General features: G+C 69.1%; 19 protein-coding genes. 12 read left to right on the top strand and 7 right to left on the bottom strand.

The window, feature by feature from the left end; translation table 11 throughout:
* The first annotated feature begins 314 nt into the window (after positions 1 to 314).
* Positions 315 to 1,037: a haloacid dehalogenase type II gene (locus GJG85_RS16990; protein ID WP_204384209.1), complete on the top strand. Its 723-nt coding sequence runs from the start codon at positions 315 to 317 to the stop codon at positions 1,035 to 1,037.
* Positions 1,038 to 1,094: 57 nt separating this feature from the next.
* On the opposite strand, the gene GJG85_RS16985 is transcribed toward GJG85_RS16990, so the two are convergent.
* Positions 1,095 to 1,886 (bottom strand): uracil permease, encoded by a 792-nt coding sequence (locus GJG85_RS16985; RefSeq protein ID WP_124630462.1) that lies wholly within the window; start codon positions 1,884 to 1,886, stop codon positions 1,095 to 1,097.
* Between the two features lie 93 nt (positions 1,887 to 1,979).
* On the bottom strand, positions 1,980 to 2,939 hold the full coding sequence (locus GJG85_RS16980) for a LysR family transcriptional regulator (RefSeq protein ID WP_089489249.1): 960 nt from the start codon (positions 2,937 to 2,939) through the stop codon (positions 1,980 to 1,982).
* Between the two features lie 155 nt (positions 2,940 to 3,094).
* On the opposite strand from GJG85_RS16980, the gene GJG85_RS16975 reads away from it, so the two are divergent.
* The 3 genes from GJG85_RS16975 to mmsB all read left to right on the top strand — a co-directional run bounded on the left by GJG85_RS16975 (position 3,095) and on the right by mmsB (position 6,961).
* A complete protein-coding gene (locus tag GJG85_RS16975; RefSeq protein ID WP_089489248.1) occupies positions 3,095 to 4,414 on the top strand; it encodes an MFS transporter in 1,320 nt (439 codons plus the stop codon).
* Positions 4,415 to 4,526: 112 nt separating this feature from the next.
* Positions 4,527 to 6,053, top strand: coding sequence for a CoA-acylating methylmalonate-semialdehyde dehydrogenase (locus tag GJG85_RS16970; RefSeq protein ID WP_204384208.1), 1,527 nt, complete (start codon positions 4,527 to 4,529; stop codon positions 6,051 to 6,053).
* Positions 6,054 to 6,070: 17 nt separating this feature from the next.
* On the top strand, positions 6,071 to 6,961 hold the full coding sequence (gene mmsB / locus GJG85_RS16965) for a 3-hydroxyisobutyrate dehydrogenase (RefSeq protein WP_204384207.1): 891 nt from the start codon (positions 6,071 to 6,073) through the stop codon (positions 6,959 to 6,961).
* A gap of 115 nt (positions 6,962 to 7,076) precedes the next feature.
* On the opposite strand, the gene GJG85_RS16960 is transcribed toward mmsB, so the two are convergent.
* Positions 7,077 to 7,409, bottom strand: coding sequence for a hypothetical protein (locus GJG85_RS16960; RefSeq protein WP_204384206.1), 333 nt, complete (start codon positions 7,407 to 7,409; stop codon positions 7,077 to 7,079).
* 510 nt (positions 7,410 to 7,919) lie between these two features.
* Between GJG85_RS16960 and GJG85_RS16955 the strand changes: the two genes are divergently transcribed.
* Positions 7,920 to 8,681, top strand: a complete 762-nt coding sequence (locus GJG85_RS16955) for a DUF4397 domain-containing protein (RefSeq protein ID WP_050013745.1) — start codon at positions 7,920 to 7,922, stop codon at positions 8,679 to 8,681.
* A gap of 108 nt (positions 8,682 to 8,789) precedes the next feature.
* Here the strand turns inward: GJG85_RS16955 and GJG85_RS16950 are convergent, their stop codons facing one another.
* A complete protein-coding gene (locus GJG85_RS16950; RefSeq protein WP_050013744.1) occupies positions 8,790 to 9,344 on the bottom strand; it encodes a DUF3005 domain-containing protein in 555 nt (184 codons plus the stop codon).
* Positions 9,345 to 9,431: 87 nt separating this feature from the next.
* Here GJG85_RS16950 and GJG85_RS16945 point away from each other — a divergent pair, with 87 nt between their 5' ends.
* Both GJG85_RS16945 and GJG85_RS16940 read left to right on the top strand, forming a co-directional pair.
* Positions 9,432 to 9,773 (top strand): hypothetical protein, encoded by a 342-nt coding sequence (locus GJG85_RS16945; protein WP_239468967.1) that lies wholly within the window; start codon positions 9,432 to 9,434, stop codon positions 9,771 to 9,773.
* A 272-nt stretch (positions 9,774 to 10,045) separates the two neighbouring features.
* Positions 10,046 to 10,363 carry a cytosine permease gene (locus GJG85_RS16940; RefSeq protein WP_239468966.1) on the top strand — a complete coding sequence of 106 codons (318 nt, stop codon included), beginning with the start codon at positions 10,046 to 10,048 and terminating at the stop codon, positions 10,361 to 10,363.
* On the opposite strand, the gene GJG85_RS16935 is transcribed toward GJG85_RS16940, so the two are convergent.
* Entirely contained in the window at positions 10,360 to 11,412 is a 1,053-nt protein-coding gene (locus GJG85_RS16935; RefSeq protein ID WP_204384205.1) for an RNA-guided endonuclease TnpB family protein, read from the bottom strand. The two genes, GJG85_RS16940 and GJG85_RS16935, sit on opposite strands and share 4 nt — an antisense overlap.
* 119 nt (positions 11,413 to 11,531) lie before the next feature.
* On the opposite strand from GJG85_RS16935, the gene GJG85_RS16930 reads away from it, so the two are divergent.
* The gene (locus GJG85_RS16930) at positions 11,532 to 12,260 is read left to right on the top strand and encodes an aspartate/glutamate racemase family protein (RefSeq protein WP_050017359.1); all 729 of its coding nucleotides are present in this window, start codon (positions 11,532 to 11,534) and stop codon (positions 12,258 to 12,260) included.
* Between the two features lie 61 nt (positions 12,261 to 12,321).
* A complete protein-coding gene (locus GJG85_RS16925) occupies positions 12,322 to 13,515 on the top strand; it encodes a LysR family transcriptional regulator (protein ID WP_050017358.1) in 1,194 nt (397 codons plus the stop codon).
* A gap of 36 nt (positions 13,516 to 13,551) precedes the next feature.
* Here GJG85_RS16925 and GJG85_RS16920 read toward each other — a convergent pair whose 3' ends face one another.
* Positions 13,552 to 15,123 carry an MFS transporter gene (locus GJG85_RS16920; protein ID WP_204384204.1) on the bottom strand — a complete coding sequence of 524 codons (1,572 nt, stop codon included), beginning with the start codon at positions 15,121 to 15,123 and terminating at the stop codon, positions 13,552 to 13,554.
* A 100-nt stretch (positions 15,124 to 15,223) separates the two neighbouring features.
* Between GJG85_RS16920 and GJG85_RS16915 the strand changes: the two genes are divergently transcribed.
* Together GJG85_RS16915 and GJG85_RS16910 are read left to right on the top strand one after the other, a co-directional pair.
* On the top strand, positions 15,224 to 16,102 hold the full coding sequence (locus GJG85_RS16915) for a LysR family transcriptional regulator (protein WP_204384203.1): 879 nt from the start codon (positions 15,224 to 15,226) through the stop codon (positions 16,100 to 16,102).
* Positions 16,103 to 16,264: 162 nt separating this feature from the next.
* Positions 16,265 to 17,251 carry an ABC transporter substrate-binding protein gene (locus GJG85_RS16910; RefSeq protein ID WP_050017360.1) on the top strand — a complete coding sequence of 329 codons (987 nt, stop codon included), beginning with the start codon at positions 16,265 to 16,267 and terminating at the stop codon, positions 17,249 to 17,251.
* A 22-nt stretch (positions 17,252 to 17,273) separates the two neighbouring features.
* Here the strand turns inward: GJG85_RS16910 and GJG85_RS16905 are convergent, their stop codons facing one another.
* Positions 17,274 to 17,648 (bottom strand): phage protein NinX family protein, encoded by a 375-nt coding sequence (locus GJG85_RS16905; protein WP_050017355.1) that lies wholly within the window; start codon positions 17,646 to 17,648, stop codon positions 17,274 to 17,276.
* A 218-nt stretch (positions 17,649 to 17,866) separates the two neighbouring features.
* Here GJG85_RS16905 and GJG85_RS16900 point away from each other — a divergent pair, with 218 nt between their 5' ends.
* Positions 17,867 to 18,934: an ABC transporter substrate-binding protein gene (locus GJG85_RS16900; protein ID WP_204384201.1), complete on the top strand. Its 1,068-nt coding sequence runs from the start codon at positions 17,867 to 17,869 to the stop codon at positions 18,932 to 18,934.
* The last annotated feature ends 10 nt before the right edge of the window (positions 18,935 to 18,944 follow it).

Raw genomic sequence — 18,944 nt, 5'->3', positions numbered from 1 at the left:
GGGGTTTACGCTCGGTTCTCGCGCGGCTTGCAGGCGGCGGCGGATTCGATGCCAAGGTTGCTGCGGCGCAGGCTGGCGCGGGCGCGCCGCCCGTCAATCCTTCCGGATCTGCTGACCGGCCGGGCGCGCGCGACGGCAGGCGCTGTCAGGCCGGCACCGCGCGCTTGTCCTGCTTCCGGCTCCGGCGGGGGCCCGCATCGCGGCCTCCCCCGCCGCGTTTCCGTATCCGTGATTCAATGTCGATCGAACCGGCGCCGCGCCATCCGGCGGCACGGCGATGTGGCCCCTCATCGAACGACCTTCACTGGATCACCATGACGAACCCTGCCGAAATCAAGGCGCTCGTTTTCGATGTCTTCGGAACGATCGTCGACTGGAGAAGCGGTGTCGCACGCGGCGCCGCCGCATTCCTGGACCGCCACGCGCCGATGCCCGACCCGTTCGCGTTCGCCGATGCGTGGCGCGACGAATATTCGCCGTCGATGGAAGAAATCCGCAGCGGACGCCGCCGTTACGTGCGGCTCGACGTGCTGCATCGCGAGAACCTCGTCCGTACGCTCGATCGTTTCGGGATCGTCGACGTGCCCGATGCCGACATCGACGCACTCAATCTCGCGTGGCACCGGCTCGATCCGTGGCCCGACGCCGTCGCCGGGCTGCACCGGCTGAAGCGCCGTTACATCATCGCGCCGCTGTCGAACGGCAACATCCGGCTGATGGTCGACGTCGCGAAGCACGGCGGGCTGCCGTGGGACGCGATTCTCGGCGCCGAGGTGGCCCGCGCGTACAAGCCGTCGCCGGCCGTCTATACCGAAGCGGTCGAGATTCTCGGCCTCGCGCCGGCCGAGCTGTGCCTGGTGGCCGCGCATAACGGCGATCTGGCGGCCGCGCGCCGGCTCGGGCTGTCGACCGCGTTCGTGCTGCGGCCGACCGAGCACGGGCCCGGCCAGACGACCGACCTGCAAGCCGACGATGCGTGGGATTTCGACGTGAGGGATCTGAACGAACTCGCGGATCGGCTGGGTTGCCCGGGCTGAGTGTGCCGGGCGGCGCGGCCCGCCCCCGCGCCGCGATCGCGAGGCGGCGCACCTCCGCTACTTCACCACCGCCCGCCATGCGGTTCGCGCGTAGATGAGCAGCAACGGCAGCAGCGCCAGCGCGAACAGCAGGCATAGCGCGAGCACCCACACCGGCCATTGCTGCGGATTCCCGTGCGCCCAGTAACGGTACGGCACGCTCAGGAAGGCAAGTTCCATCAACAGCGCCCCAAGCGGCACGAGTCCGTTCAGCACCGCCGCCACGCCGAAGCGCGCCGCGCCGTCGATCTTCTTCCCGGCCCCGTACGCCGCGATCAGGTACACGAAATACCCGACGATCGCGACCATCACCGTGCCGCCGGCCAGCAACCCGATACTCCGCACGCTGCGTTCGTGCCACTGATGCGCCCCTTGCGGCAACACGACATCGATCTTCTCGCCGATTTCGGGCACGGCGCCCGAGCGAATGTTGCCGGGTAGCGTGATACGTTCGCCATCCGGCATCACGGCTTCCAGGATCGACGTGTACTTGATGCACCGGTACGACGAGGTTCGCCCCGAACTGTCGCGGCGCTCGCAGGTATCCCACTCGGACTGGTAGGACACGACGGTCGCTTCGTATTTCGGCGATACCGCCAGTGCGTAAAGCTCGTCGCCGATCCAGTACGCGAACGGGAACAACAGCGACACGAGGCAAAAACACACGAGCCACCAGAACGCGACCGCGCCGCCGGAGCCGCGCTTGCCGCCCGTCTGTCGGCGCACCATGCGCGACGCGAGCCAGTAGGCGGTCACGCCGAATACCACCACGCATACCACGAACACCTTGCCCGCATGCGTCGAAGCCATTTGCCCTCTCCCCGCTAGCCGGTCGAATCGCCGCCGGCCGTGTTGTCATCCAGATCGATCATCGCATCGCCGTCGCGCCCCGCCCGTCGACCGCTACGCCGGCTCGCCGACGAACCTCAGCGTGCCCGACTCCCCCGACAGCAGCGCGCAGTTCGCGTCCGCCGCCGCGCGCAGGTAATCCCACAGCGCGGTCACGCGCCGCAGCTTGCGCAGATCCTCGCGGCACGTCAGCCAGAAGCACCGCGTGACGACCACGTCGTTCGGCAGCACGGGCACCAGCGCCGGCTGCGTGGCCGCGATGAAGCACGGCAGGATCGCGAGGCCGCCGCCCTGTAGCGCCGCGAAGACCTGCGCGATCACGCTCGTCGTGCGCAACCCGGCCGTAGCACCAGGCACCGCGCGGTCCAGGTACAGCAGTTCGTTGCTGAACGCGAGATCGTCGACGTAGCTGATGAATGCGTGCTGCGCGAGATCGTCCGTGCAGGTAATCGGCGCGTGATTCCCCAGATAGTCGCGCGTCGCATAGAGCCGCAACTGGTAGTCGCACAGCTTCGTGACCACGTAGGGCCCGCGCTCGGGCCGCTCGAGCGTGATCGCGAGATCGGCCTCGCGCTTCGGCAGGTTGACGAAATGCGGCACCGGCAGCAGGTCAACCGTCACGTGCGGATGCGCGGCGCGAAACTGCGCGAGCTGCGGCGCGAGGAAAAAACAGCCGAACCCTTCGGTCGACCCGATCCGCACGTGACCCGACAGCGCCTCCCCCGTGTTCGCGACCTGGTCGCACGCGGATTGCACGGTCGTCTCCATCGCATCCGCATACGCGACGAGCCGCTGCCCTTCGGCCGTCAGCGTGAAGCCGCCGGAGCGCGACTTGTCGAACAGCAGCGTGCCCATCGCGGCTTCGAGCGCGCGGATGCGCCGCGCGACGGTCGTGTAGTCGACGCCGAGCCGCTTCGCCGCGCCGCTCGCGCGCTGCGTGCGCGCGACTTCGAGGAAAAAGCGCAGGTCGTCCCAGTTCAGGTTGCCGGAAACCGGCTCGGTGGCATGTCGCATCGGCGAGGAAAAAGGAGGGGTCTCCGGGCCGGCCGTCGATATGCATAAATGCACATCCAACCGGTTTCTTTATCGGTACATCGTGAATCTGCGCATAACTATACTCGACCGTGACCTGCGGACCATGAGCCGCGGGCAATAAAACCGGAGACACCATGCAGACCCGATCCACCCTCGATGAGCATGCGACCATCGCGACGCCGGCGCCCGAGCGCACCGCGAAGCATTACCTGCTGGCCGGCTGGGCCAGCATGGCCGGCACCACGATCGAGTGGTACGACTTCTTCCTGTACGGCACGGCCGCCGCGCTCGTGTTCAACCGCATCTTCTTCCCGTCGCTGGACCCGGTCGTCGGCACGCTCGCCGCGTTCGGCACGTTCGCGGTCGGCTTCATCGGGCGGCCGATGGGCGGCATCGTGTTCGGCCACTTCGGCGATCGCATCGGCCGCAAGTCGATGCTGATGATCACGCTGCTGCTGATGGGCGTGCCGAGCATGATCATCGGGCTGATCCCGTCGTACGACAGCATCGGCTACTGGGCGGCCGCGCTGTTGATCGCGATGCGCTTCCTGCAGGGGATGGCGGTGGGCGGCGAATGGGGCGGCGCGGTGCTGATGGCCGTCGAGCACGCGCCGAAAGGCCGCAAGGGGCTGTTCGGCAGCCTGCCGCAGACGGGTGTCGGGCTCGGCCTGATCCTGTCGTCGGTCGCGATGGCCGCGGTGGCCGCGCTGCCGGAAGCCGACATGCTGTCGTGGGGCTGGCGCGTGCCGTTCCTCGCGAGCATCGCGCTCGTCGGCCTCGGCTGGTTCATCCGCGCGAAGGTGCCGGAATCGCCCGACTTCGAGAAGGTCCGCAAGCAGGGCAAGGCCGAGAAATCGCCGGTGACGGCCGCGCTGCGCCGCCATCCGCGCGAAGTGCTGACGATCGTCGGCGCACGCGCCGCCGAGAACACCTGGTTCTACATGGTCGTCACGTTCGCGCTCGCTTACGCGACGCAGCAGCTGCATCTGCCGAAGGCCGAGATGCTGCACGCAATCACGGCCGGCGCGGCGCTGTCGCTCGTCACGATGCCGCTGTGCGGGCATCTGAGCGACCGCATCGGCCAGCGCCGGATGTTCGCGATCGGCCTCGTGCTGATGTGCGCGTTCGCCGCGCCGTTCTTCATGATGCTCGGCACGCAGCAGACGTCGTATGCATGGTGGGCGATCGTGCTCGGCCTCGGCGTCGTGTTCCCGATCCTCTATGCGCCGGAATCGCTGCTGTTCGCGCAGCAATTCCCGGCGGAAATCCGCTACAGCGGCATCTCGCTGTCGGTGCAGCTGGCCGGCGTGATCGGCGGCGGCTTCGCACCGATGATCGCGACGTCGCTGCTCAAGGCCGGCGGCGGCCAGCCGCACTACGTGATCGCGTACCTCGTCGGCTTCGGCGTGTTCGCGCTCGTGTGTACCGCGTTGATGCGGCCGGCGCGCGCGTAGCGCCGCACCCGCATTCCATCGATTTCAGTTCGACCTGCCGTCCGCCGTGGCCGCACGCGCGGCGGACGCAGGCCACCCTTTTGCTTCGCACCACCGTTTCCCGGAGAGTTCCATGAACGCCGCAGTTCCCCAGACCACCCTCGCCCTGCCCACCGCCAAGCTGCTGATCGACGGCGCGTTCGTCGATTCGCAAAGCGCCGAATGGGGCGACATCGTCAACCCCGCGACGCAGCAAGTGATCGGCCGCGTGCCGTACGCGACGCTCGACGAGGTCGATGCCGCGATCGCGTCCGCGCAGCACGCGTTCCAGACCTGGAAGACGACGCCGATCGGCGCGCGGCTGCGCATCATGCTGAAGTTCCAGGATCTCGTGCGCCGCAATCTCGAACGGATCGCGCACACGCTGACGGCCGAGCAAGGCAAGACGCTGCCCGACGCGCAGGGCGACATCTTCCGCGGCCTCGAAGTGGTCGAGCACGCGTGCTCGATCGGCACGCTGCAACAAGGCGAATTCGCGGAGAACGTCGCGGGCGGCGTCGACACCTACACGCTGCGCCAGCCGATCGGCGTGTGCGCGGGCATCACGCCGTTCAACTTCCCCGGGATGATTCCGCTGTGGATGTTCCCGATGGCGATCGTCTGCGGCAACACGTTCGTGCTGAAGCCGTCCGAGCAGGACCCGCTGTCGACGATGCAGCTCGTCGAACTCGCGATCGAGGCCGGCGTGCCGCAAGGCGTGCTGAACGTCGTGCACGGCGGCAAGACGGTGGTCGACCGCCTGTGCACGCACCCGGACATCAAGGCGATCTCGTTCGTCGGCTCGACGCGCGTCGGCACGCACGTGTACAACCTCGGCAGCCAGCACGGCAAGCGCGTGCAGTCGATGATGGGCGCGAAGAACCACGCTGTCGTGCTGCCCGATGCGCACCGCGAGCAGTCGATCAACGCGCTCGTCGGCGCGGGCTTCGGCGCGGCCGGCCAACGCTGCATGGCGACCTCCGTCGTCGTGCTGGTCGGCAAGGCACGCGACTGGCTGCCCGATCTCGTCGAAAAGGCGAAGGCGCTGAAGGTCAACGCCGGAGCCGAAGCCGGCACCGACGTCGGCCCGGTCGTGTCGAAGGCGGCGAAGGAACGCATCCTGTCGCTGATCGACGCCGGCGTGAAGGAAGGCGCGACGCTGCTGCTCGACGGCCGCGACGTGAAGGTGCCCGGCTACGAGCACGGCAACTTCGTCGGCCCGACGATCTTCTCGGGCGTGACGACCGACATGTCGATCTACACGGAAGAAATCTTCGGGCCGGTGGTGGTCGTGATGGAAGCCGACACGCTCGACGACGCGATCGCGCTCGTCAACCGCAATCCGATGGGCAACGGCGTGGGCCTGTTCACGCAGAGCGGCGCGGCCGCGCGCAAGTTCCAGAGCGAGATCGACGTCGGGCAGGTCGGCATCAACATTCCGATTCCGGTGCCGGTGCCGTACTTCAGCTTCACCGGTTCGCGCGGCTCGAAGCTCGGCGATCTCGGCCCGTACGGCAAGCAGGTCGTGCAGTTCTACACGCAGACGAAGACGGTCACCGCGCGCTGGTTCGACGACGACGCGACGGCCGGCGGCGTGAACACGACGATCGCGTTGCGCTGATCCGACGGAGCCCGCACATGGAAATCGCCTTCATCGGACTCGGCAACATGGGCGGCCCGATGGCCGCCAACCTGCTCAAGGCCGGCCACGCGCTGACGGTGTTCGACCTCGACGCGCATGCGGTCGACGCCGCGGTGCGCGCCGGCGCGACCGCGGCGGCGTCGCCGCGTGACGCCGCCGCGCGCGGCTCGTTGATCATCACGATGCTGCCGGCCGCGCAGCACGTGCGCGCCGTCTACCTCGGCGACGACGGCGTGCTGGCCGGCGCACGCGCCGGCGCGACGCTGATCGACTGCAGCACGATCGATCCCGGCACCGTGCGCGCGGTGGCCGACGTCGCCGCGCAGCGCGACTTTCCGCTCGCCGACGCGCCCGTGTCGGGCGGCACCGGCGGCGCGCAGGCCGGCACGCTGACCTTCATGGTCGGCGCGGACGCCGCGCTGTTCGAGCGCATCCGCCCCGTGCTGCTCGACATGGGCAAGAACGTCGTGCACTGCGGCGGCACCGGCACCGGGCAGATCGCGAAGATCTGCAACAACCTGCTGCTCGGCATCTCGATGATGGGCGTCGCGGAAGCGATGGCGCTGGGCGCGGCGCTCGGCATCGAGCCTCCGGTGCTGGCCGGCATCATCAACACGTCGACGGGCCGCTGCTGGAGTTCGGACGCGTACAACCCGTATCCGGGCGTGAGCGACACGGCGCCGGCCGCGCGCGGCTATGCGGGCGGCTTCGCGGCGAACCTGATGCTGAAGGATCTCGGCCTCGCGACCGAAGCCGCGCGCGGCGCCCATCAGCCGGTCTGGATGGGCGCGCTCGCGCAGCAGCTGTATCAGTCGATGAGCCAGCAGGGGCTCGGCACGCTCGACTTCTCCGCGTGCGTGAAGCTGTACGAGGCGCAGCCGGCCTGACCCGCCCGGCCGACGCCGGACGTGCGCCGACCCGCGATGTGCCCGTAGGGCATCGCGGGTCGGTTTGCATGCGGGGGAAGGAAAACGCGGGCGGCGCGATCATGCCGCCGATCGGTCAACCGCGCGGGTTCGACGCCGTCTCGAAGGTCGGATGGCACTCGAACGCGAGTTCCGAGCGCGCGTCGACACGGCGGCCGGCGGTCAGGGATTCCTGCTTCATGCTCGCGCGCATCCCGCGCTGCGAGCAGTAGTTGGTGGCTTCGCTGACGGCCTTCTGATGGGCGTCGGCCCACGTCGTCGACAGGCCGACCGTGCGCGTCGTCACGGTGAATACGTTCGGGTTCGACGTCGCGGTCACGTCGGAAGCAGTCGAACACGCGGCGAGCAAGCATGCAGTCGCCGCAATGGTCAACCATCGCAGGGTTCGAAAAGAGACTGGAATGGGCATGGAGGGCAAGCGCACGCCGGCCGGCGTGCATTAAGCAACATAGGCGACAGTATGCCTGCTCGATCGCCGGAGATCATGCCCCTTTCGGTGAACACATTGTTTCGAATGGTTAAACGATGGTCGAACCTGGCAAGATTTACAGCCGTCGCCGGCCATCATTTTCGTCCGACAGGTCATTTCGTCCGGCGCGACGGTCGACGCACGCCCGCCTGCCGGATTCTCGCGCACGCTCCCGCGAGCGTTCGGCACGCCGGCTGACCCCGGCGCGTGGCGCGCGGATGTGCTTTTTACAACCGCGTCGATCGCGCAGCCCGCTCCCCCCAACGCCCCGCGTCGGGCACCCCGCCGTCGTTCGCCGGCTTTTTCTCCGCACAGGCACACCGCTTGCGTCACCTCCGCGCCCGCCATCCGGCGGACAGCCATCTTCCTTCCAACCGGCGCTGCGCCCCGCGCGATCCTTTGCGCGGCGGTCCCGCATCGCAAGGCAGGTTTCCTGAACGAGAGGACGACATGAAATCAATACGAACGATAGTGGCCCTGTGCTCGGTCATTTCCGTGCTCACAGCGTGCGGCGGCGGCGACGACGCCGGGACCGTACTCGGCATCTCGAAGCCGCAGGCGCGCTTCATCAACGCGGTGCCGGCCGGCCCGAACCTCGACTACTACCTGAACGCGAAGGTCGACCAGTCGGGCGTCGCATACAAGGGCGTGACGCGCTATCACGACATCGACTCGGGCACGCAGACCGCGAGCTACGACGTGTCGGGCACGACCGCGACCGTCGCATCCCAATCGTTCAGCGCCGCGAACGGGCACCACTACACGACGATCGCGCTGCCGAGCACGACGTCGCTGATCTCCGTCATCGACGATCCATACGCGAAGGGCCTGCTGTCGGACAAGGCGCGCGTGCGCGGCTTCAACGCATCGCCGAACGCGCAGAACGTGGACGTGTACGTCGTGCCGCCCGGCACCGACATCACGACGCAGAGCCCGACGCTGGCAGGCGCGGCCTACCAGAATGCCGTGCCGGCCTCGACGCAGGATTCGGTCTACCTGAACGGCGGCACCTACCAGGTGATCGTCACGACGGCCGGCAGCAAGTCGCCGATCCTCAAGACCGCGCCGGTCAGCATCGCCAACAACGCGGACTGGCTGCTCCTGACGATTCCGTCCGGCGGCATCGGCGACGTGACGCCGAACGACATTCACGTGCTCGTCGCGCAGGGCAACGACGCCGATACGTCCGCGCAGGAGCTGGGGCCGCAATAACGCAGCCACTCACGCGGCAACGGGCCGAAAACGACACACGGCGGCCGGTGCGATTGCATCGGCCGCCGTGTGTCGCATACCGGTATCGAGCGTCGATATCGCTGCCCGCTATCGGTCGTCGGTCCGTTCGAGGCAGATCACGTGCTCGGCGCGCGTCCCGTCGCCGTGCTCGACATCGACGTCGCCGACATGGCGCACGCGCCAGCCCGGGCGCGTCGCGATCTGCGGCATGTTGCCGGACGGCCGGCTCTCGATTCCGCCGAGCCCTTCGTCGGGCGTATCGACCGCTTCGTCGAGCGACGCGTTCGAATAGATCACGTTGTCCTGCAGTTCCGACGCGCCGGTGCGCGCCTCCATGCCTTTGCCGTCGACGTCGACCGTGTTGTCGGTCATCGCCATGTTCGCGTTGTCGAGCGTGACGATCCGGCCGGCGGCCCGGCGCACCGGATCGCCGCTGTCGACCGCGTGCGCGTCGACGTCGATCTCCGGCAGGCCGGTCGGCATTTTCCCGGCAACGGCCTCCGGCGTCAGCGGACGCTGCGCCGTCTGGGCGGCCTGGGTCGCCGCGTCCGGCATGTCGCCGGCCGCCGGCGTCTTCACCGGGCTCTTCGCAATCTGTTCCCGCTGCTTTTCCGGGGTAGGGTTCGATTCCGCGTTCTGCATCGCACCTCCTTGCCCGGCCGGCGGACGTCGGCGTCACGCCGTCGTCGCCGCGCCGGAATTCGCTACAACGGTCCTTGCAAATCTTTCATGCGCACCGCTCCGCACGTACGCCGTTCGGCGCACGCGCCGACGGACACGGCGCTCGGTGGGCGAACCGGCGGCACGCTGGCGCGCCGCCCGCCCGATCCCCCCAATGCCGGTCAACCGCCGCCGCTCGCGCCGGCCGGGGCGGAAGCCGCGCCCGGCAGGGTCGTGCCGGCCGCGCCGCTGCTCGGCATGCCCGACGGTGCGGTGGAAGGCGCGGCCGACATGCCGCTCGCTGCGCTCGAATCCGAACTGGCTGCGCCGTTGTCGCCCTTCTTCTGGCAACCCGCGCCTGCCGCCAGGCCCGCGATCAGGATGCCGGCGAAGACGGCTCGCGATACGTGACGAATGGAATATCGCTGCATGACACCTCCGCTGATGTCGATGTGGATGGAACCCGCTGACTCGCAATATGCGTGCCGTCGCCCGTCTCCGCGGCCGCGCGCCATTGCATTCATTTTTCAAATGACGCCCAGCCGAATATTTAATTTCCCATCGCGGTAGCCGCCGCCCATACTCGCGAACAAATCCGAGACATAACGTCCACCGGGGCCCGGCCCGCGCTGCGTACGACATGCGGCCGGTGTCGCGCCCCGCACATGGAAGGAGACAACGGCGTGCAACTGGAAGCCATCCACCGCGCGGGCATCGGGCCCGGCGCGGACGCCCCATCGCATCGAACCGACACGGCCGCGCGCGATCCCGCGCTAAGCCCGCGGCTGCACAACGCCGACCTCGCGCCAACCCAGGCCGAAGGCCGCACGTGGGGCCGCTACAGCATCTTCGCGCTATGGACCAACGACGTGCACAACATCGCGAACTACTCGTTCGCGATCGGGCTGTTCGCGCTCGGCCTGTCGGGGTGGCAGATGCTTGCGTCGCTCGCGATCGGCGCGGTGCTCGTGTACTGCTTCTTGACGTCCTCGTCCGCCTAAAAGCGAAGGATTCCCACACCTGGCGATGCACGTCCGCATCGGAGAATGTTCAGCGCAGCGTTGATATCACGATCATGCTCGACACCACAGTCACTGCAGGCCCATTCTCTTATTCTCGGTCCTGCGATACCTTTCGGCCGCGTCGTGCTGGCTTGCGACCCGCACGCCGAACAGGACTGGGTAGAACCGCTTTCGTCCACTTCCTCGAACGTGGCTCCGTGCGCGATCGCTTTGTAGCGGAGCTTGTTTCGGAAGGACGACCAGGATGCGTCGTAGACGCTTTTCGCCATTCTGGTTCTGGCGAGTTTTGCGGCCGACACGTTGCCGACCGCGATGTAATCGAAGCGCCGCACCAGATCGAGCGCGAGCTTGTGCTGGAAGTCGGCACGGGCATTCGCGACCTTGGCGTGCAGCTTCGCGATATGCCGCTTGTGCTTTCGTGCCCGTTGCGCTTTCGCCAGCTTCTCCGCCGCGCGTCGGCCGAACCGGTCATTCGGCAGTTTTTCGCCGGTCGAAAGTGTGGCGAAGTCTTTCAGGCCGAGATCGATGCCCACGCCGGAACGGACCGGGCGGGCCTGCACATCGGGCATCTCGATCGCGATGTTCAGAAACCAGTTACCACGCGCATCCTGCGCAAAGTTGGTCCCGTCCTTGATCTTGCCTTCGGGAAGCGGTCGGCTGTTGAACACGCGAAAGGTGTTGCCGGCGAAACGGAACGCGTCGCCCTCGCGCTTCAGGTCACGCCCCTTCAGCGGCACCCAGCCCAGCGATTTCCTGCCGCGATAGCGCAGATAAGGGTGTCGACGCTGGCTGCGCGACTTCGCATATTGCTCGCATGTCGCGTTGACCGTGCTGGAGTGGATGCCGAGTTCCTTACTGCTACCGGTCGTCAGCACGTTCAGGTCGAAACCCGTCGGCCACTTCTTGCCCCACTTGAGCGCGTGCTTCTGTGTGTCGTTGCAGTAGTTCCAGACGTAGTTCACCGCACGGCTCTGCTTGTTGAGCAGTCCGTTGAGCGACTTCACGCGGTAGCGGTAGACAAGGATCATGCAGGTGATCCTAACCCGTGGAAGAAGCTGCCTGTCAACAGCACGCCGTCCCGTCCCGCCATCCGCCCCGAAGGAAGTCCCCTTGGGGGAAATGGCGGGGTTTATCGGAGCAAATTCTGATGAGAATCCTGGTAGTCAACGTCAACACGACCGAGTCGATCACCGACGCGATCGCCGCGCAGGCACAAGCCGCCGCGTCGCCGGGCACGGAGATCGTCGGGCTCACGCCGCGCTTCGGCGCGGAGTCGATCGAAGGCAACTTCGAGAGCTACCTCGCGGCGATCGCCGTGATGGATCGCGTGCTGAGCTACGACGAACCGTACGACGCGGTGATCCAGGCCGGCTACGGCGAACATGGCCGCGAAGGGCTGCAGGAACTGCTGACGGTGCCCGTCGTCGACATCACCGAAGCGGCCGCGAGCATCGCGATGCTGCTCGGCCATCGCTACTCGGTCGTCACGACGCTCGACCGCACGGTGCCGCTGATCGAGGATCGCCTGAAGCTCGCCGGGCTCGATGCGCGCTGCGCGTCGGTGCGCGCGAGCGGCCTCGCGGTGCTGGAGCTCGACGAGAACCCGGCCCGCGCGATCGAATCGATCGTCGTCGAAGCGCAGCGCGCGGTGAAGGACGATCGCGCGGAAGTGATCTGCCTCGGCTGCGGCGGGATGGCCGGCCTCGACCGGCAGATCGAGGAATGCACGGGCGTGCCGGTCGTCGACGGCGTGTCGGCCGCGGTCGCGCTCGCCGAGTCGCTGGTGCGCCTGAAGCTGAAGACGTCGAAGGTCCGCACGTACGCGCCGCCGCGCCCGAAGCGGATCGTCGGCTGGCCGGGCACCTTCGCGAAATGACGGGCCGCCGGCCGGCCGCCGTGCGGCGCGCTCAGCCTGTCTCTCCGGCACGCGTATCGGCATGCGGCGCCCGCTAGACTCAACCGCCCCGCCCCGCGACGCGGGCGACGCCGCGGGCGCGCTCGACGTGCTCGATGCGCGGCTGATGCGCATCCTGCTCGTGCTGCTGACCGAGCGTACCGTGTCGCGCGCGGCCGTGCGCCTGAACATGTCGCAGCCGGCGACGAGCGCCGCGCTCAAGCGGCTGCGCACGCTGCTCGGCGATCCGCTGCTGGTGCGCAGCCGCTACGGAATGGTGCCGACCGAGTTCGGCGCGCGACTGATCGAGCCGCTGCGCAACGCGCTGCGCGTGATCGACTTCATCCGCGTCCAGCAGCCGAGGTTCGACGCGCGCACGTCGGTGCGCACCTACCGGATCGGCTGCCCCGACTATCTGAACGTGCTGTTCGTGCCGAAGCTCGTCGCGCTGTTCCGCGAGCGTGCGCCGAACGCACAACTGGTGTTTCATCCGCTCGGCGACGGGTTCGACGACGAGCGCGCGCTGGCCGACGGCGAACTCGACGTCGTGATCGACAACCGGCCCGCACGCCGGTCGCGCTTCCGGCAGGACGACCTGTTCGACGACCGCGTCGTGTGCCTGATGCGCGCGACGCATCCGCTCGCGCGGCACGGCGCGATGACGGCCGCCGGGTTCGCGGCGGCGCCGCAGCTGTGCCCGACGCCGTCGTGGCTCGAAGCGTCCGGCGCGATCGACCGGCAGCTCGAACGCGTGGGCCTGCAGCGGCGCATCGTCGTCACGCTGCCGCATTTCGAACTCGCCGCGCATGCGCTGGTGCGCAGCGACCTGATCCTCACCACCACGTACCGGCTCGCGCGGCACTACGCGAAGCTGCTGCCGCTTGCCGCGGTCGCGCTGCCGGCCGAGCCGCCGGACATCGCGTACCGGATGACGTGGAACGAATCGGGCGCGTGCGCGGAAGGCGGTCGATGGCTGCGCGGGCTGATCGCGGAAGCGACGCGTGCATGGCTCGACGCCGACGCGATGCTGCCGGCGGTCGCCGCGGTCGCCGCGGTCGCCGCCGTTGCCGCTTCCGGGGTCGATGCACACGCGCCGAAACCCGCGCCGGCCGTCACCGATCCACCCGGCCTCGCCCAGCGCGCGCGCCGCAGACCGGGCACGCATTGTCATGCGTCGCCTCCGGCGCGCGTCGCACAGGCCGCACGCATTCATCGCATCGCGACGAAGTCGCACTGATCGGCCCGAGCGTCCACGGCAGGATCGTGCACAACGTCATGCGCGTCCGCGCATCGGTTGCGCAAGCAACTTGTACGCAACGACGGCCGAACCGAGCGCGAGCACGCCGCTCACCGTCAACGCATCGGCGAACCCGTTCGCGAACGCGACGGGCGCGGCCTGCGCGAGCGCGCCGGCGGCCGACGGCGGCACGCGGCCGAGCGCCTGCGCGAGATCGCCGGCCAGCAGGCTCGACATGAACGATGCATCGGCGAACGCGCGCAGGCCGGGCGTCGCGGACAGCAGGCTGTCGAGCCGCGCATGCGTACTCGCCGCCAGCACCGCGCCGAGCACGCCGACGGCCGTCACGATCGCCGAGAAGCGCGTCGTCGTGCTGATGCCCGACGCCATGCCCGTGCGATCCGGCGGCACGCACGCCATGATCGCCTTCTGCGTGTCGCCGTTCATGATGCCCGCGCCGCATCCCGTCACGAACATGCCGAGCGCGACGAGCCGGTAGTCGCCGCTGGCCGTCAGCGCCGCCGTCGCGAGATTGCCCGCGCCGATCAGCGCGAGCCCGCCCGCCAGCACGCCGGCGGAAGACACGCGCGCGGCCAGCGCCGCGCCGAGCGACGGACCGGCGATCATCGCGAACGCGAACGGCAGCATCCCGAGCCCGGCATCGATCGCCGACATCCCGAACGCGTTTTGCAGGTACAGCGGCAGGAACGTCATCATCACCTGCGCGCACGCCGCGTAACCGAACATCGCGAGCACCGCGCCGACGAAGCGCGGCTGACGAAACAGCGCGAGATCGATCATCGGCCGCGCCTGCCAGCGCTCCGCGCCGACGAATGCCGCCAGCAGCGCGGCCGCGAGCGCGAGCCGGCCCAGCGTCGCGGCCGACAGCCAGCCGTGCGACGGCGCGCCGATCAGCGCCGCGATCGCGCAGGCGAGCGCCGCGCCGAACAGCAGGCTGCCGGCCGCGTCCACGCGTTTCGCCTGCGGATCGTTCGATTCGTCGATCGCGACGCGCGCGCCGGCCGCCAGCAGCAGGCAGACCGGCAGGTTCAGCAGGAACACCCAGCGCCAGCCGATCCATTGCGTGATCGCCCCGCCGACGAGCGGCGCGATCGCCGTCGCGATCCCCATGCACATGCCCCAGATCGCCCACGCACGCGCCCGTTCGCGTCCGTCCGGGAAACGGTTCGCGATCACCGCGAGCGCGGCGGTCAGCAGCAACGCGGCGCCGCCGCCCTTCACCGCGCGCGCGGCGATCAGCCAGCCGGCCGACGGCGCGATGCCGCAGCCGAGCGACGCGACGAAGAAGAGCGCGAGCCCCGCGAAAAGCATCCGCCGGCGCCCGAAGCGGTCGGCGAGCCCGCCGGCCGGCAGCAGGCACGCGGCGAATGCGGTCATGTACGCGCTCACGACCCATTCGATATCGGCGAAGCTCGCGTGAAAGCCGCGCGCGATGCTCGGCAGCGAGACGGCCACGACGTTCGTGTCGAGCACGATCAGCGCGCAGGTCGCGGACGCGACGGCGAGCGTCGCGGCGGCAGGCAAGTTGCCGCCGGCGCGCGAAGCAGCCGCCGCGCTCGCGCGCGACGCCGGTGAAGACTGGGACATCGGCCACTCCGGAACAGGATGAACGAGCCGTATGCTAGGCTTGCCCGCTATTGCCTGTCATTGACATTTCAATGCCGTTTCATTGACGAAAATTGCAACCATGAGCCAGCTCGAATTCCGTCACGTGCGCGCCTTCCTGAGCGTCGCGCAACATCTGCACTTCGCGCGCGCGGCCGACGCGCTCGACATGGCGCCGCCCGCGCTCACGCGGCAGATCCAGGAAGCGGAGCGCGTGCTCGGCGTGCGGCTGTTTCACCGGTCGCGCCGCGCGGTCACGCTGAGCGCGGCCGGCGAAGCCTATCTCGCGGAAGCGCGCGCCGCGTTCGACCATCTGCAGCGCGGCAGCGAACTCGCCGCGCTGGCCGAACGCGGCGAACTGGGCCGGATCGAGATCGGCTATGTGTCGTCGGCCGTTTATTCGGGCACGCTGCAGCGCACGGTCGGCGCGTTCCGCACCGCGCACCCGCGCATCGAGCTGAACCTGCGCGAAGTGCCGATGGACGACGTCGCGAACCAGCTCGACGCGGGCCGCCTCGACCTCGCGTACGTGCGCCCGCCGTTGCCGCTGCCCGGCGGCTTGCGGATCGTCACGCTGCAGCGCGACGTGTTCGTCGCCGCCGTGCCGGCCGATTCGCGCCATGCGGCGATGGCGGCCGTGCGCGCGGCGGACCTCGCCGACGCGCGCTTCGCGGTGCCCGAACAGGAGCTCGGCACGCTCGAAGTCGCGCGCCGCGGCCGCTTCGCGCCGGTCGCGGCCGCGCGGCCGGGCGGCCTGCTGGCGGTGCTCGCGTGCGTGTCGGTGAACGGCTGCGTCGCGGTGATTCCCGATGCGCTCGCCGCTTGCGTGTCGCTGCCGGGCGTCGTGTACCGGCCGATCGCCGGCAAGCCGATCATGTCGGCGCTCGCACTTGCGCACCGGCAGTTCGAAAAGGCGCCTGCGGTGCGGGCATTCCTGCGGACGATCCGGCCGGCCGCGTAACGCTTGCGCGCACGCGCCAGCGCGTCGGGTCCGCGTTGGCGAAGCGACCGTCGCCGCGCGAATATGCATTCCACGATTCGATGTTTGTCGGCCGGAAACCGATTCCGTAACCTGCCCGGCAGCCGCGCCGCCCGCGCGCGGATCACCGAGGACACGCCGCCGATGACCCACTCCTTCGCCACCGCGCGCCGCCGCACGCTACAGCGCCTTGCCGCCCTCGCCGCCGCGCCGCTCGCGGGCGGCCTCGCGCTGCCCGCCCGCGCGGCCGGCGACGACCTGTCGGGCGTCACGCTCGTCCTCGGCGACCAGGCCGGCGGCCTGCGGGCGCTGGCCGAAGCCGCACGCGTGCTCGACGGCGCGCCGTACCGGTTCCGCTGGGCCAACTTCCAGGGCGCCGCGCCGCTGTTCGAAGCGCAGCGTGCGGGCGCGATCGACCTCGCACCGGCCGGCGACCTGCCGGTCCTGACGGCCGCGCTCGGCGATCCGTCGTTGCGGATCGTCGCGACGCGCGTCGGCTCGCCGACGTCGCTCGGCATCGTCGTGCAGCCCGACTCGCCGGTTCGCACGGTGGCCGACCTGAAAGGGCACACCGTCGTCGTGTCGTCGGCGCGCGGCAGCATCTCGCAATACCAGTTGTACGGCGCGCTGCGCGAACACGGGCTTGCGCCGCGCGACGTCGACGTGCGCTTCGTGCTGCCGGTCGACGCGTTCGCCGCGTTCGAGGCGAAGCGGATCGGCATCTGGGCCACGTTCGATCCGTACTACGGGCATGCGGTGCGACGCGGCGCGCGCATCGTCCGCGACGGCAGCGGCATCAATTCGGGGCTCGCGTTCCTCACGTCGCCGGTCGACACGCTCGACGATCGCGGCAAGCGCGCGGCGCTGGCGGACGTGCTCGCACGGCTCGCCCGGGCGGGCCAATGGGCGCTCGCGCACCCGGCCGACTACGCGAGCGTCTATGCGTCGCTCACGCGCCTGCCGCCCGACGCGGCCACCGATATCGCGCGCCGGGCCGCGCTCGCGCAACGCAGCCTCAGCGACGCCGACATCGCCGTGCTGCAGCGCGTCGCCGATCGCGCGGCGGCGGACGCGATCCTGCCGCGCCGCGTCGACGTCGCGTCGATCGCCATCCGGCAGGTGTCCGCCTGAGCGACGCGGCGCGAGGACGTGCTCAGCGCGGCCGCGCCATATCGAGATCCGGCACGTCGTCGCCGAACGTCGACGCGACGAGCGTGCGCATCGCGGCGATCAGCAGCGTCGGCCCCGACTGGTTGAACGTGCAGCGCTCGCCCGCGGCCGGCACGGCGCGGTGCAGCACGGCATGCCACGCGCCCCGCCCGCCGTCGCGCTCGAACGCGGCGAACGGCAGCCGCTCGACGATCGGGCCGCCGTCCGCCCACGACGACGACGGCGCGAACGACGTCGGGACGCCGCCCGGTTCGCGGATCACCATGCATCGCGACGTGTCGATGCGCGGGGCGACGAGGTCTTCCGCCATCGCCACCCAGTAATCGAGCGTCGCGCCTGCCAGGTCCTGCACTTGCATGACCGTCTCCGTATGACCGTTGTCTTGAACGACGTCCTAGCCGTTGTCCATGCAGCCGCAAGGACGGCTCGCCTACGTGACAGGGTTTCGTCCCCTGTCGCGCTGCGATAAGCATAGTTCAAATCGTTTCTTGTCCGCCCCGGACACGTCATCGAGAATGATTCGACGGACCGACACCCGGCACCGCCGCCCCAAACGTACTCCTGACCGATCGATTCATGCTCCCACTGCGCCTGCTGCGATCGCTGCTGATCGCGTCCCTTATTGCGTTGCCGGCCGCCGCCGCGCACGCGGACAAACCCGCCACCATCCGCATCGGCGTCGCCCAGCAAGGCGCCGGCGATCCGCCGACGTTCGGCGGATCGAGCGCCGCCACCGTGCAGTTGCAGCAGCTCGTCGAAAAGGAATTCGCCGCCGACGGCATCAAGGTGGAATGGCTGTTCTTCAAGGGCGCGGGCCCGGCCGTCAACGAGGCGATCGCGAACAAGGCGCTCGACTTCGCGTACCAGGGCGACCTGCCGGCCGTACTCGCACGCTCGAACGGGATCAAGACGCGCCTGCTGCTCGCCGCGAGCGTACGCTCGGGCATCAAGATCGCGGTGCCGCCCGACTCCGCGATCCGCTCGATCAAGGACCTGAAGGACCGCCGCGTGTCGATCTTCCGCGGCACCAACCTGCAGCTCGTCGCCGACAACGCGCTCGCGAAGAACGGCCTCGGCGAACGCGACCTGCGCGTGATCAACCTCGACGCCGCCAGCTCGCTCGCCGCGCTCGCGTCGAACGGCATCGATGCGTCGGTCGGCGACTACGCGCTCTACAAGCTGCGCGACGCGGGCCTCGCGAAGATCATCTACGAGTCGCAGAACGACGGCCCGCAACTGACGCGCCAGACCCACCTGCTGGTGCTCGACGATTTCGACCGCGCGCACCCGGATATCGTGCAGCGCGTCGTCACCGCGTTCGTGAAGGGCGCGCAATGGTCGTCGGACGAGGCGAACCGCGATGCGCTGTTCAAGCTGTGGGCGAAAAGCGGCGTGCCGTATTCGTCGTGGCAGGCCGACTATGCGAACCAGCGCCTGAAGGACCGCCTGTCCCCGCTGATCGATCCGTTCGTCGTCGCGCGCTACAAGGCCGTGGCTCAAGATGCGCTGAACCTGAAGCTGATCCGCCAGCCGGTCGACGTCGACGGCTGGTTCGAACCGAAGTATCTCGACAATGCGTTGCGCACGTTGAAGCTCGAACACTACTGGCCGCGCTACGACGCCGCCGGCAAGCCCCTCTCCTGACCGGACCATC

Source organism: Burkholderia sp. MS389 (assembly GCF_016899425.1).
GTDB classification, from domain to species: domain Bacteria; phylum Pseudomonadota; class Gammaproteobacteria; order Burkholderiales; family Burkholderiaceae; genus Burkholderia; species Burkholderia sola.
This window is presented reverse-complemented; position numbering and strand designations above follow the sequence as displayed.